The organism is Streptomyces sp. NPDC058274, assembly GCF_042881375.1.
Classification (GTDB): Bacteria; Actinomycetota; Actinomycetes; order Streptomycetales; family Streptomycetaceae; genus Streptomyces.
This window is the reverse complement of sequence record NZ_JBHVXW010000020.1, coordinates 1-13,274: the sequence shown is the minus strand read 5'-3', so window position 1 is coordinate 13,274 and position 13,274 is coordinate 1. Positions and strand designations below refer to the sequence as shown.

At 72.3% G+C, this 13,274-nt stretch carries 11 protein-coding genes, 1 rRNA gene and 1 pseudogene; 2 read left to right on the top strand and 11 right to left on the bottom strand.

The genetic code is table 11. The annotated features are described in order from the left end of the window. Nucleotides 1-69 precede the first annotated feature (69 nt). From recN to ACFVYF_RS30315, 4 genes are all read right to left on the bottom strand, one after another. Nucleotides 70-1,788, bottom strand: coding sequence for a DNA repair protein RecN (gene recN, locus ACFVYF_RS30330; RefSeq protein ID WP_389460705.1), 1,719 nt, complete (start codon nt 1,786-1,788; stop codon nt 70-72). Between the two features lie 238 nt (nt 1,789-2,026). Then, a complete protein-coding gene (locus tag ACFVYF_RS30325; RefSeq protein WP_389460464.1) occupies nt 2,027-2,932 on the bottom strand; it encodes an NAD kinase in 906 nt (301 codons plus the stop codon). Then, nucleotides 2,929-3,744, bottom strand: a complete 816-nt coding sequence (locus ACFVYF_RS30320; RefSeq protein WP_389460462.1) for a TlyA family RNA methyltransferase — start codon at nt 3,742-3,744, stop codon at nt 2,929-2,931. Before ACFVYF_RS30320 ends, ACFVYF_RS30325 begins: the two co-directional genes overlap by 4 nt. Before the next feature lie 7 nt (nt 3,745-3,751). Further along, entirely contained in the window at nt 3,752-4,087 is a 336-nt protein-coding gene (locus tag ACFVYF_RS30315; protein WP_389460460.1) for a hypothetical protein, read from the bottom strand. Nucleotides 4,088-4,129: 42 nt separating this feature from the next. On the opposite strand from ACFVYF_RS30315, the gene ACFVYF_RS30310 reads away from it, so the two are divergent. Continuing rightward, on the top strand, nt 4,130-4,477 hold the full coding sequence (locus ACFVYF_RS30310; protein ID WP_389460458.1) for an SCP2 sterol-binding domain-containing protein: 348 nt from the start codon (nt 4,130-4,132) through the stop codon (nt 4,475-4,477). A gap of 123 nt (nt 4,478-4,600) precedes the next feature. Here the strand turns inward: ACFVYF_RS30310 and ACFVYF_RS30305 are convergent, their stop codons facing one another. The 4 genes from ACFVYF_RS30305 to ACFVYF_RS30290 all read right to left on the bottom strand — a co-directional run bounded on the left by ACFVYF_RS30305 (nt 4,601) and on the right by ACFVYF_RS30290 (nt 8,831). After that, entirely contained in the window at nt 4,601-5,521 is a 921-nt protein-coding gene (locus tag ACFVYF_RS30305) for an ABC transporter ATP-binding protein (RefSeq protein WP_389460456.1), read from the bottom strand. After that, on the bottom strand, nt 5,518-6,561 hold the full coding sequence (locus ACFVYF_RS30300; RefSeq protein WP_389460454.1) for a FecCD family ABC transporter permease: 1,044 nt from the start codon (nt 6,559-6,561) through the stop codon (nt 5,518-5,520). The genes ACFVYF_RS30305 and ACFVYF_RS30300 overlap by 4 nt, the downstream gene beginning before the upstream one ends. Further along, nucleotides 6,558-7,601 (bottom strand): FecCD family ABC transporter permease, encoded by a 1,044-nt coding sequence (locus ACFVYF_RS30295; RefSeq protein WP_389460452.1) that lies wholly within the window; start codon nt 7,599-7,601, stop codon nt 6,558-6,560. Before ACFVYF_RS30295 ends, ACFVYF_RS30300 begins: the two co-directional genes overlap by 4 nt. A gap of 201 nt (nt 7,602-7,802) precedes the next feature. Beyond that, a complete protein-coding gene (locus tag ACFVYF_RS30290) occupies nt 7,803-8,831 on the bottom strand; it encodes an HAD hydrolase-like protein (RefSeq protein ID WP_389460451.1) in 1,029 nt (342 codons plus the stop codon). A 72-nt stretch (nt 8,832-8,903) separates the two neighbouring features. Here ACFVYF_RS30290 and ACFVYF_RS30285 point away from each other — a divergent pair, with 72 nt between their 5' ends. Continuing rightward, the gene (locus tag ACFVYF_RS30285) at nt 8,904-10,196 is read left to right on the top strand and encodes a DUF1015 domain-containing protein (RefSeq protein ID WP_389460449.1); all 1,293 of its coding nucleotides are present in this window, start codon (nt 8,904-8,906) and stop codon (nt 10,194-10,196) included. Between the two features lie 113 nt (nt 10,197-10,309). Here ACFVYF_RS30285 and ACFVYF_RS30280 read toward each other — a convergent pair whose 3' ends face one another. The 3 genes and pseudogenes from ACFVYF_RS30280 to rrf all read right to left on the bottom strand — a co-directional run bounded on the left by ACFVYF_RS30280 (nt 10,310) and on the right by rrf (nt 13,065). After that, a complete protein-coding gene (locus ACFVYF_RS30280) occupies nt 10,310-11,218 on the bottom strand; it encodes a hypothetical protein (protein WP_389460703.1) in 909 nt (302 codons plus the stop codon). Between the two features lie 150 nt (nt 11,219-11,368). Beyond that, nucleotides 11,369-12,313: pseudogene (locus ACFVYF_RS30275) on the bottom strand (hypothetical protein); the annotation flags it as partial. 635 nt (nt 12,314-12,948) lie between these two features. After that, a 5S ribosomal RNA gene (rrf, locus tag ACFVYF_RS30270) occupies nt 12,949-13,065 on the bottom strand. Nucleotides 13,066-13,274: the final 209 nt, after the last annotated feature.

The following is a 13,274-nucleotide window of genomic DNA, read 5'->3' as shown; positions in this document are numbered from 1 at the left end:
GACCCGGCGCGGGCCGGTCGTGACGGGGCACACCGGAGGACGCGCCCCGAGGCAGCAGGGCGCCCGGGTCTAGCCGTCCGCCCGTGCCGTGGCGAGCAGTTCCTCCGCGTGGGCCCGAGCCGTCTCCGAGTCCTCCTGGCCGGCGAGCATCCGGGAGAGCTCGCGGATGCGGTCCTCGCCCTCCAGGACCTTCACGCCGGACCGGGTGACCGACCCGTCGTTCGTCTTCTCGACGAGCAACTGCCGGTCGGCGAACGCGGCCACCTGGGGCAGATGCGTGACGACGACGACCTGCGCGGTCTTGGCGAGACGCGCGAGGCGGCGCCCGATCTCGACCGCGGCCTTGCCGCCGACACCCGCGTCGACCTCGTCGAAGAGGTACGTCGGGACGGGGTCGGTGCCGGCGAAGACGACCTCGACGGCGAGCATCACGCGGGACAGCTCACCGCCCGAGGCGCCCTTGGCGATGGGCCGCGGCGGCGCACCGGGGTGCGGGGCCAGCAGCAGCTCGACCTCGTCGACGCCCGCGGGACCGTACGCGACCGTGCGTCCGCCGACCTCCACCCCCTCCGGGTCGTCGGTCTGGCGGATCTCGAACGACACGCGCGCGTGGGGCATCGCCAGCGAGGCCAGCTCGGCGGTCACGGCGGCGGCGAAGCGTTCGGCGGCCTCCCCGCGGGCGTCCGTCAGCCCCTGGGCGAGTCCGCCCAGTTCGCCCCGGAGCGCGTCCCGCTCGGCGGTCAGCTCGTCGAGCCGCTCGTCGTCGCCGTCGAGGTCGGTGAGCCGGGCGGCGCCCTGCTCGGCCCAGGCGAGGACGGCGTCGATGTTCTCGCCGTACTTCCGGGTCAGGTGGGTGAGCGCGGCGCGGCGCTCCTCGACCGCGGCCAGCCGCAGCGGATCGGCGTCGAGATCGTCGGCGTACCCCGCCAGCTCCCCCGCCACATCGCCGAGCAGAATCCCGATCTCGCCGATCCGCCCGGAGAGCGCGGCGAGGGCGGAGTCATGGGAGCGGACCGCTTCGAGGGCCCGGTGCGCGCCCGCGACGAGGGTCGTGGCGTCGATGTCCTCCGGGTCCTCGGGATTGCCCGCGAGCGCGGCGTGCGCGGCCGTGGCGGCCGACGCCAGCGCCTCCGCGTGGCCCAGCCGCTCGGCCTCGGCGGCCAGCTCCACGTCCTCACCGGCCCGCGGCTCGACGGCCGCGATCTCGTCGAGTCCGAAGCGCAGCATGTCGGCTTCCTGGGCGCGTTCCCGCGCGCGCGTGGTGATCTCGTCCAGCTCGGTCGAGATCGCGCGCAGCCGGCGGTACGCGCCCGTGTACTTGGCCAGCGGCACGGCGACGGCGTCGCCCGCGTACCGGTCGAGGGCCTGCCGCTGCCGGGACAGCTTGAGCAGCCCCTGCTGGTCGGTCTGGCCGTGCACGGCGACCAGCTCGTCCGCGAGTTCCGCGAGCACCCCCACGGGCACGGAGCGTCCGCCCAGGTGGGCCCGTGAGCGCCCTTCGGCGGAAACGGTACGGCTGATCAGCAGCGCCCCGTCGTCGAGCTCGGCGCCCGCCTCCTCCGCACGCACGACCGCCGTGCCGCCGGGGGGCACGGTGATCCGCCCCTCCACGACCGCGGCCTTGGCGCCGATCCGTACGAGGGCCGCGTCCGCGCGTCCGCCCAAGAGCAGGCCGAGGCTCGTGACCACCATCGTCTTGCCCGCGCCGGTCTCACCGGTCACAGCGGTGAAGCCGGGCGACAGCTCGACCACCGCGTCGTCGATGACTCCGAGCGACCGTATCCGCATCTCCTCCAACACGGACACGACCTTACGAGGTCCACGACCCCCTGTGCGACGGGGCCCGCTCCACAAGGGCGAAGGCGCAGGTGACAGAGACACGCCGAACACACATATCACCCACGGGAGGGACCGCGTCCCCGAAAAAGCGCAGGGGACCGCGCGGCCGGCCACGGACAGCCCTCAGCCGCCCGTCACACGCAGTCCCCCACGGAGCGCCGTACAGCGTCCCGGCCGCGGAGGCGCCCTAGTGCGGCGCCCCTCGCCACCCGGAGACGGGCAACGCGAACTTGGCCACCAGCCGGTCGGTGAACGACGCGTGGTGCAGCCGGGCGAGCCGGACCGGGACGGCGCCGCGTCGCACCTCGACCCGGGCCCCCGGCGGGAGTTCGACCGTGCGCCGGCCGTCGCACCACAGCACACCGGGCGGAATGTGCGGCAGGACCTCCACGGCGAGCACGGAGTTCGGCGAGGTCACCAGCGGCTTCGCGAACAGGGCATGGGCGCTGATCGGCACCATGAGCAGGGCCTCGACCTCCGGCCACACCACGGGCCCGCCCGCGGAGAACGCGTACGCCGTGGAGCCGGTCGGGGTCGCGCAGACGATGCCGTCGCAGCCGAAGCCGGTCACCGGGCGGCCGTCGATCTCGAGCACCACTTCGAGGAGCTTCTCGGCCGAGACCTTCTGTACGGCGGCCTCGTTCAGCGCCCAGTCGGTGTGCACGATGTCGCCGTTGCGGTGCACCACGACGTCGACGGTCATGCGCTCCTCGACCTCGTACGCCTTCGTGACGACCCGGTCGACCACCTTGTCGAGGTCGTCACGCTCGGCCTCGGCGAGGAAGCCGACGCGGCCGAGGTTCACGCCGAGCATCGGCACGCCGGAGGCGCGGGCGAACTCGGCGCCGCGCAGCAGCGTTCCGTCACCGCCCAGCACGATCAGCAGCTCGCACCCGTCGAGGCACTGCGGAGTCGCCTCCTTGACCAGTTGCACCGTCGACGGCAGCGGCAGGTCGGCCGCCTCCGCCTCCAGCACACGCACGCCGATCCCGGAGCGCAGCAGCCCCTCGACGACCAGCTCCGCGCTGCGGATGGCCGCCGGCCGCCCGGTGTGGGCGAGCAGGAAAACAGTACGAGCTCGGGTCTCTGTCAACGCGGCCCCTCCGCCACTGCACGGTCAACGTCGGCCGGGTCCAGTGCGGGTGCCCCGGCACGCAGCCACAGAAAGTACTCGACATTGCCCGAGGGCCCCGGCAGCGGACTGGCGGTGACACCCCGGACACCCAGTCCCAGCTCCCAGGCGCGCGCGGCCACCCCGCGCACGGTCTCGGCCCTCAGCTCAGGGCTGCGGACGACACCGCCGCTGCCCAGACGTTCCTTGCCAATTTCGAACTGCGGCTTGACCATCATCACCAGATCGGCGTCCGGCGCCGCGCACCCCACGAGGGCGGGCAGCACCAGTCCGAGCGGGATGAAGGACAGATCCCCCACCACAAGATCCACGGGCTCCCCATCGATCGCCTCCAACGTCAACTCGCGTACGTTCGTACGGTCCTTGACGGTGACGCGTTCATCGCTCTGCAGCGACCAGGCGAGTTGACCGTAGCCGACGTCCACGGCGACGACGTGGGCGGCGCCCGCGCGCAGCAGTACGTCGGTGAAGCCTCCGGTGGACGCGCCGGCGTCCAGCGCGCGCCTCCCCTCGACCTTCAGGCCCTGCGGCACGAAGGCCTCGAACGCGCCGGCGAGTTTGTGCCCGCCGCGCGAGACGTAGTCGGGGTCGCCGTCGTCCTGGGCGACCAGGATCGCCGCGGCGGTCTCCACCTGGGTGGCGGACTTGGTCGCGAGGGTCTTGCCGACGGTGACCCTGCCCGCGGCGATCAGCTGGCCGGCGTGCTCGCGCGAGCGGGCGAGTTTCCGGCGGACCAGCTCGGCGTCGAGGCGGCGGCGTGCCACTCCTGCCACGTTCGGTTCAGCTCCTGGGTTCGTACGAAGAGGTGGGGGCCGCCGGGGACGACGGCACCGGGGGCCCTTGGCGCGCGTCGAGCGCGGTCAGCGCGTCTCGCAGCCCCCGGTGTACATCCTCGTACACCTCGACGTGTCCGTCGGTCGCGAGGTGGTCGGCGTCGGCCAGCCGGCCGAGCAGCGCGTCGGCCTCCGCGTTGCCGGTGGGGACACGGGGCACGTTCAGCGGCGACGGGGCGGCGGGGTCGTGATCGGCCACGGTCTCCGGCTCCGGCATCTCCTGTGCGGGCTCCACTGCCGCCGCCTGCGGCGGGACCTCGGCCTCGGGAACTGAGTCGCTCATGCCCCGACGCTACCGCGAAGCGCTGCGGTACCGTCGATCACGATGGCGACGATTGAGGAGTGCCGAGCCGCACTCGACAAGCTCTCGGACAACCTGGCGGGCGCCGGCGGGGACGTACGCAGCGCTGCGTCCCTGGACCGCTCGCTGAGCTGCCATATCACCGATCTGGACGCCACCTTCGTCGGCCGGCTCAGGGACGGCCGGATCCAGGTGCTGGACACGCTGGCGGGACCGCCGCGGGAGAAGGCGCAGATCCGGCTCGTCATGAAGGGCGACGACCTCGTCTCGATGGTGAACGGCGAGCTGAACTTCGCGAAGGCCTGGGGTTCGGGCCGGGTGAAGCTGGAGGCCGGCCTCCGCGACCTGCTCCGCCTGCGGACCCTGCTCTAGGTCCTGTCCGGGGGATCACGCGGTAGGCCGCGGGGTGCGGCACGCACATCCGCGGCGTTGCCGCCGGCGCTCGCCGCGCGGTGCGGGCACGCACACCGCGGCGTTGCCGTCGGCCGCCGGCGATCAGCCGTCGGCGCCCTGCGCCGCCACCCCGACCGCCTGACCGGCCCGGCTCACGCGCGCCTTCCGCGCGGCGGGCACCACCAGCGGGGTCCCCGTCTCCGGGTCGTCGATGACCTGGCAGCGCAGTCCGAAGACATCCTCGACCAGGTCGGCGGTGACGATGTCGTTCGGGGCGCCCTCCGCGATGACCGCGCCGTCCCGCAGGGCGATGAGATGGGTGGCGTACCGGGCGGCGTGGTTCAGGTCGTGCAGTACGGCGACCAGGGTGCGGCCCTGCTCCTCGTGGAGTTCGGCGCACAGGTCGAGCACGTCGATCTGGTGCTGGATGTCGAGGTAGGTGGTCGGTTCGTCGAGCAGCAGCAACGGGGTCTGCTGGGCGAGTGCCATGGCGATCCAGACACGCTGGCGCTGGCCTCCGGAGAGTTCGTCGACGTAGCGCTCGGCGAGTTCGGCGACGCCGGTCGAGGCCATCGACTCCTGCACGACCCGCTCGTCCTCGGACGACCACTGCCGCAACAGCCCCTGGTGCGGATACCGGCCGCGGCCCACCAGGTCGCCGACCGTGATCCCGTCCGGCGCGATGGACGACTGGGGCAGCAGCCCGAGGGTCCTCGCCACCTTCTTGGCGGGCATCGACTGGATGGCGTGGCCGTCGAGCAGCACCCGCCCCTGCGACGGCTTGAGCATCCGCGAAAGGGCGCGCAGCAGCGTGGACTTGCCGCAGGCGTTCGGTCCGACGATCACGGTGAAGGAGTTGTCGGGGATCTCCACCGACAGGTTCTCCGCGATGACGCGCTGGTCGTAGCCGAGGGTGACCCGGTCGGCGGACAGGCGGTTCACAGTGCTGGTGCTCCTCTTGGTGTTGGTGTTCGAGCCCCCGGAGGTGTTGGGGGCGGCGCTGCCGGGCCGGCCGGCGCTCATATCCGGCCCGCCTTGCGCTCGGTGACCAGCAGCCAGAGCAGATAGACGCCGCCGAGGACGCCCGTCACGACCCCGACCGGCAGCTGGTCGGCGCCGAAGACCCGCTGCGAGGCCCAGTCCGCGACGATCAGCAGGGTCGCGCCCATGCACATCGAGGGGACCAGGTTCGGTCCCGGTGAGCGGGTCAGCCGACGGGCGAGCTGCGGCGAGGTGAGCGCCACGAACCCGACCGGGCCCGCGGCCGCGGTGGCGCCCGCGGTGAGCAGCACGGCGGCCAGCATGAGCAGCAGCCGCGTCCGCTCGACCCGCACCCCGAGCGCGTACGAGACGTCGTCGCCCATCTCGATCATGCGCAGCCCCCGCGCATTGCCCAGCACGAGCGGTACGAGAACCGCGCACATCACGAGCAGCGGCCAGACCTGCGCCCAGTCACGGCCGTTGAGGGAGCCGGTCATCCAGACGACCGCACGGGCCGCGTCGACCATGTCGGCCTTGGTGAGCAGATAGCCGTTGACCGCCGTGACGATCGCGGAGACACCGATACCGACCAGGACCAGGCGGTATCCGTGCACGCCCCGCTTCCACGCGAGTACGTAGAGGGCGAGGCCGGTCGCCAGTCCGCCGACCAGCGCCCCCAGCGCGACCGCGTTCGGCTTGCCCGAGAAGAGCACGATCATGACGAGCGCGCCGGCCGTCGAGCCCTGGCCGAGGCCGAGCACGTCCGGACTGCCCAGCGGATTGCGGGAGATGGACTGGAACAGCGCCCCGCCGAGGCCGAGCGAAGCGCCCACGAGCAGGCCGACGAGAACGCGCGGCAGGCGGAGCTCGTTGACGATGAACTCCTGCCCCGCGTCGCCGTTGCCCACCAGGGTCTTGAGGACGTCGGCGGCCGGGATCGGGAAGTCGCCGGTGCCGATGAGGACGACACTCGCGGCCAGCATGGCCACCAGCAGCAGGACGACGACCGTGAAGGCGCGGACATCGAGCCGGACCGAGAAGCCGCCCTTGGTCCGGAGGGCCGGGTTGTGGGGGGCCTTCACAGCTGCGCCGTCCTCCGCCGTCGTACGAGATAGATGAAGACCGGGCCGCCCAGGACCGCGGTGACGATGCCGACCTGCAGTTCGGCGGGGCGGGCGACCATCCGGCCGAGGACGTCGGCGCCGAGCAGCAGCACGGGCGACAGGACGGAGGCGTACGGCAGGATCCAGCGCAGGTCGGGGCCGGTGAAGGAACGCACGACGTGCGGCACCATCAGCCCGACGAACACGATCGGTCCGCAGGCGGCGGTCGCGGCACCGCACAGCACGGTGGCGGCGCCCATGGCCAGCGCGCGCGTGCGGTTCAGATGCGCGCCGAGCGCGCGGGCGGTGTCGTCGCCCATCGCCATGGCGTTGAGCGGCCGGGCCAGCGCCAGCGCGACGATCATGCCGACGGCCAGGAACGGCAGTACCTGCCTGATGGTCGCGCCGGTCGCGGAGGCCAGCGATCCGACCGTCCAGAAGCGCATCTTGCCGAGCGCCGCGTCGTCCGTGATCATCACGGCCTGCAGATAGCCGTAGAGCGCGGCACTGATCGCGGTGCCCGCGAGCGCGAGCCGCACCGGGGTCGCACCCCGGCTGCCGCCCAGGAACCAGACGAGCGCGCCGACCGCGGCCGCACCGAAGAAGGCGAACCACACATAGCCGCTCAGGGATCTGACACCGAAGAACGTGATGGCGGTGACGACCGCGGCGGACGCGCCGGCGTTGATGCCGAGCAGCCCGGGATCGGCCAGCGGATTGCGGGTGAGCGCCTGGAGCACGGCACCGGAGAGGCCGAGCGCGGCCCCGACCAGCAGTCCGAGCACGGTACGCGAGATCCGCCCGCCGACGACCACGTCGCTGTAGGTCCCCGAGTCGTGGAACAAACCGTGCCAGACCTGGTCCATCGGGAGGGCCTTCGCGCCGATCGCGATGCTCGCCAGGGCGACGAGCAGCAGCACGGCCACGGACGCGAGCAGCCCAAGGGACCGTATCGCCCGGCGGGTTGGGGGCGCGGGAGCGGTTTCCGCGCGCTGTTCGGGAGGACTGTCGACCAACACGTGGTTAGGTTAGCCTACCCTCGCCCGAAGATACGATCCTGGCCCATCCCGGCGCCTCTCTCCGCGCCCGCCTCAGCGGCCGTCGCTGGGAGCGGCCGCGGCCGCCTTCGGCCACCCCGGGGAAACCGGGCCGTCCGAAGGCGGAGCCAGGCCCAAGCCAAACCCCGGCCCCAGGTCAGAAGGTCGGAGCCCCAGCCGAGCTCAGAGCCCCAGCCGTGCCAGCGCCTTCCCCCCGTCGAGCTCGCACTTCCCGTCCCCGGCCGCCGTCCACGCCGCCGCGCACAGCGCCCGCAGCCCGTCGATGGCCTCGCCCTCGCCCTCCAGCTCCAGTCGCTCCCCACCCGCCGTCGCCGTCCAGCCACCGCAGCCGAAGCCCTCGCCGGCCTCCTCGATCTCCGGCTGGCCGGTGAGCAGGCCGCGCAGATCGGCGTCGACATACGTCGGCCGGTGCTGCGGAGGTGCCGCCAGGAGCTGCGCGCCGTCCGTCACGCCGGTCAGCACGAGCAGTGAGTCCACGTCGCCGTTGAACGCGCCCTCGATGTCCGTGTCCAGCCGGTCGCCGACCACCAGCGGCCGCTCGGCCCCGGTCCGCAGGATCGTCTCGCGGTGCATCGGGGGCAGCGGCTTGCCGGCCACCTGCGGCTCGGCGCCCGTGGCGATACGGACGACCTCCACCGCGGCGCCGTTGCCCGGCGCGATGCCCCGCGCGCTCGGGATCGTCAGGTCGGTGTTGGACGCGAACCACGGCACGCCGCGCGCGATGGCGTAACACGCCTCCGCGAAGCGCCCCCAGGCCAGCTCGGGCCCGCCGTACCCCTGGACGACCGCCACCGGCTCGTCCTCGGCCGACTCGACCGGCTCCAGCCCGCGCTCGCGCAGCGCCACCCGCAGCCCCTCCCCGCCGATGACCAGCACCCGCGCCTTGGCCGGCACCTGTTCACTGATCAGCCGCGCCACGGCCTGCGCCGAGGTGATCACGTCCGAGGCCTCGGCCGGCACCCCGAGCTCCGTGAGGTGCGCGGCCACGGCGTCCGGCGTCCGCAGCGCGTTGTTCGTCACATACGCGAGATGCATACCGCCCGAGCGAGCCGTGCCGAGCGACTCCACGGCGTGGGCGATCGCGCTCCCGCCCGCGTACACCACCCCGTCGAGGTCGAGCAGCGCCGTGTCGTACGCCTCATTCAGGGACTGCCCGCTGCCGGCGGGCCGTGTCCTGACGGTCTGGCTCATTGCGCATCGCTCCTCGTTCGATCCCTTTCCCCCGATCATCGCGCATGCCACGGACACACTTACGATGCCTCAATGAATATTGCAGGTCCCGCGGAGGGAACCCGGGCGCGCAGCGGCCTCGAACTGGCCCCGTTCCGGGGCCTGCGCTACGACCCCGACCGGGTCGGCAGCCTGGCCGCCGTGACGTCGCCGCCGTACGACGTCGTCGTACGGCCCGACGGTCTGCTCCACCTCGAATCCGCCGACCCGCACAACATCGTCCGGCTGATCCTCCCCCAGGACACCACGCCCGCCGCCCGCAACCAGCAGGCGGCGGACACCCTGGACGACTGGCTGTCCGAGGGCGTCCTGACCACGGACCCCGAGCCGGGTCTGTACGTCTACGAACAGCGCGACGGCGGCATGCTGCAACGCGGCGTCATCGGCGCCCTGCGCCTGTCGGAGCCCTCGGACGGTGTGGTCCTCCCCCACGAGGACGTCATGCCGCACGTCATCGCGGAGCGCGCGGCCCTGATGCGTGCCACCTCGGCCAATCTCGAACCCCTGCTGCTGACCTACCGCAGCACCGGGCCGGTGACCGGCACGGCGGCCGTCGTCGAGCACACCGTCCAGCGCGAGCCCCTGCTCGCCACGACCACCGAGGACGGCTTCAGCCACCGGCTGTGGGCCATCACGGATCCCACCGATCTGGCCGCGGTCCAGGCGGACCTCCGCCGCCACCAGGCCCTCATCGCGGACGGCCACCACCGCTGGGCGACCTATCTGCGCCTGCGCGCCGAGCACCCCTCCCCGAGCCCCTGGGACTACGGCCTGGTGCTCCTGGTCGACACCGCCCGCTACCCGCTCCGCGTCCGCGCGATCCACCGCCTCCTGCACCAGCTGCCGGTTGCCGACGCCCTGGCCGCCCTCCAGGGCCTCTTCCGGGTACGTCACCTGGACGTTCCCCTCGCCGAGGCCCTGGAGGCGCTCGCCGAGGCGGCGGCCGAGGACAACGCCTTCCTGCTGGCCGGCGACGGCACCTTCCACCTCGTCGACCGCCCGTCCCCCGACCTCCTCGCCCGTACGATCCCCGCGGATCGCCCGGTGGCCTGGCGCACCCTCGACGCGACGGTCCTGCACGCCGCGCTCCTCGACCACGTCTGGGGCATCCCGGAGGACTCCCCGGCGCACGTCGCGTACATCCACGACACCGCCGCCACGGTCGAGAAGGCGGAACGCGACGGCGGTACGGCCGTCCTCATGCACCCGGTCCGCGAGGAGGTCGTACGCGATCTGGCCCGGCAGGGCGTGACGATGCCGCGCAAGTCGACGTCGTTCGGCCCGAAGCCGGCGTCGGGACTCGTCCTGCGGGCACTCTCCCGTTGAAACGCCGACGGGCAGCACGCCTCCTCTGAAACGCCGACGGGCGGGACTCCTTCCGGAATCCCGCCCGTCGTTCCTGCTCCGCTCACTGCGCCCGCCGGCGCGGACGCGTGACGTCAGCGCCGAGAAGCTTCCTCGGGACCACCTTCGTCGTCCCCATCGGCCACGTCGACCACGTCGACCACGTCGACCACGACGTGATCGTCGTCCGCGACCGGGGGCTGCTCGGCCGTCGGGGTCTCGTCCTCGACGTCGTCTTCGAGATCGCCTTCGCGGTCAGCGTCGGCCTCGGCGTCGACGTCCTCATCGAGGTCGGCCTGGTCCTCGACCTCGGTGTCCGTGCCGGTCTCGGCAGCCACCTCGGTCTCGGTCACGGTCTCCGCGCCGTCCTCGACCAGTGCGTCGACGAACTCGACTCCGTCCAGCTCGGCGAGACGGTCGGAGGCGTCCGTGCTGCCGTCCTTGTCCGACTCTATGGCCTTCGCGAACCACTCGCGCGCCTCGCCCTCGCGGCCGGCGGCCAGCAGGGCATCGGCGTACGCGTACCTCAGTCGCGCCGTCCAGGGCTGTACGGAGCTGGAGGCCAGCTCCGGGCTCTGGAGGGTCACGATGGCCGCATCGAGCTGGTCCATGTCCCGCCGAGCACCCGCGGCCACGAGCCGCATCTCGACCTGGCCGGCCTTGTCCAGCTTGTGCACCTCGGGGGCACCGGCCATGTCCAGCGCCTTCTCCGGCCGGCCCATACCCCGCTCGCAGTCCGCCATGACGGGCCACAGGTCGACGTTCCCGGTCATCCGCCGCGCGGCCCGGAATTCGGCGAGCGCCTCGCTGTACTTCTGGCTCGCGTACGCGGCGAAGCCCGCCGCCTCTCGTACGGCAGCGACGCGAGACGCCAGACGCAGGGCCACCCTGGAGTACCCGTACGCCCCCTCCGGGTCCTCGTCGATGAGCCGGGCGACCATCACCAGGTTCCTGGCGACGTCCTCGGCAAGCCCCTTGGGCAGGCTCAGCAGCTCCTGCCGCACGTCCTTGTCGATCTCCTCGCCCGTGACGTCATCGGGGATCGGCAGCCGCTTGATCGGCTCACGGTCCCGCTCCCGCTCGTCACGGAAGCGCCCGCCACCTCGTCGGTCGTCGCCCCGACTGTCGTCACGGCCACGGAAGCCACCGGGACGGCCACCCCGGTCGTCACGCCCCCGGTCATCGCGACGGAAGCCGCCACGGTCACCGCCACCACGGTTGTCGTCACGCCGGAAAGCGGGACGGTCGCCCCCACCACGGCTGTCGTCACGCCGGAAAGCGGGACGGTCCTCACGGCGGTCGCCGCCCCGACGGTCATCACCACGGTCGTCACGGCGGAATCCGCCGCGGTCGCCGCCACCACGGTTGTCGTCACGGCGGTCGTCGCGTCGGAAGGGGGGACGGTCATCGTCGCGACGGGGGCCGCTCGGACGGTCATCACGGCGGAAGGGCGGACGGTCGCCGTCACGACGCGGGCCACTCGTGGGCCGGTCGTCACGGCGGAAGGCCGGACGGTCCCCATCACGACGCGGGCCACGGTCGTCGCGACGGTCATCCCGGCGATCGTCACGGCGGAATCCGCCGCGGTCGCCGCCACCACGGTTGTCGTCACGGCGGTCGTCGCGCCGGAAGGGGGGACGGTCATCGTCGCGACGGGGACCACTCGGACGGTCATCACGGCGGAAACCGCCGGCACTACGGCTGTCATCGCGCCGGAAGCCGCCACGGTCACCGCCACCACGGTTGTCGTCACGACGGTCGTCGCGCCGGAAAGCGGGACGGTCATCATCACGACGCGGGCCGCTCGGACGGTCATCACGGCGGTCGTCCCTGCGGAAACCGCCGGCACTCCGGCTGTCGTCACGGCGGAAGCCGCCGCGGTCGCCGCCACCACGGCTGTCGTCACGACGGAAGCCGCCACGGTCACCGCCACCGCGGTTGTCGTCACGACGGTCGTCGCGCCGGAAAGCGGGACGGTCATCATCACGACGGGGGCCACTGGGACGGTCGTCACGGCGGACAGCCGGCCGGTCGCCGTCCCGGCGGAACCCACCGCCGCGGTCGTCACGGCGGGGACCGCTGGAACGGTCATCACGGCGGGGACCCGCCGGGCGGTCGTCACGCCGGGGCGCGGAGGACCGGTCATCGCGCCTGAACGGCGGACGCGCACCGCGGTCTCCGCCCTCGCGACGGTCGTCACGGCCGCGGAAGCCGCCGCCACCACGGTTGTCACTGCCACCACGAGAATCGCCACCACCGCGATTGTCATCGCGCCGGAAGCCGCCGCGGTCGCCACCACCGCGATTGTCGTCACGGCGGAAGCCGCCGCGGTCGCCACCACCACGGCTGTCGTCACGCCGGAAGCCGCCACGGTCGCCACCACCGCGATTGTCGTCACGACGGTCGTCGCGCCGGAAAGCGGGACGGTCATCATCACGACGGGGGCCACTGGGACGGTCGTCACGGCGGTCATCGCGCCGACCGGCGCCGGCACGGTCGTTGTCACGACGGTCATCGCGGCGCGGGCCCCCGCGGTAGCCGCCGCGGTCACCACTGTCCCGGCCTCGCTGGTCGCGCTCCGGTCGCTCATCGGGAGAGTTGGTGGACATGGTGACTCCTGTCTTCGGTACCGCAAGTCATTCTCGCGCAGCCGGGTACCCGGCGCGCTTCGGAAAAACAAAAAAGGACCTCTGGTCCCCAGCGAGTCGCTGGGGACCAGAGGTCCTCAAAGATTGTTCGGCGGCGTCCTACTCTCCCACAGGGTCCCCCCTGCAGTACCATCGGCGCTGAAAGGCTTAGCTTCCGGGTTCGAAATGTAACCGGGCGTTTCCCTCACGCTATGACCACCGAAACCCTTTCAGACACCCCGTCATAAACGGGGCCTCGAACGGGCAGCGAACTAGCACACTATTCAATTGATTAGTGAAACTGTTCAGCCAGCACAACCGTTCGTTGTCTGGGAACTACACAGTGGACGCGAGCAACTGAGGACAAGCCCTCGGCCTATTAGTACCAGTCACCTCCAGCGGTTACCCGCCTTCCAGATCTGGCCTATCAACC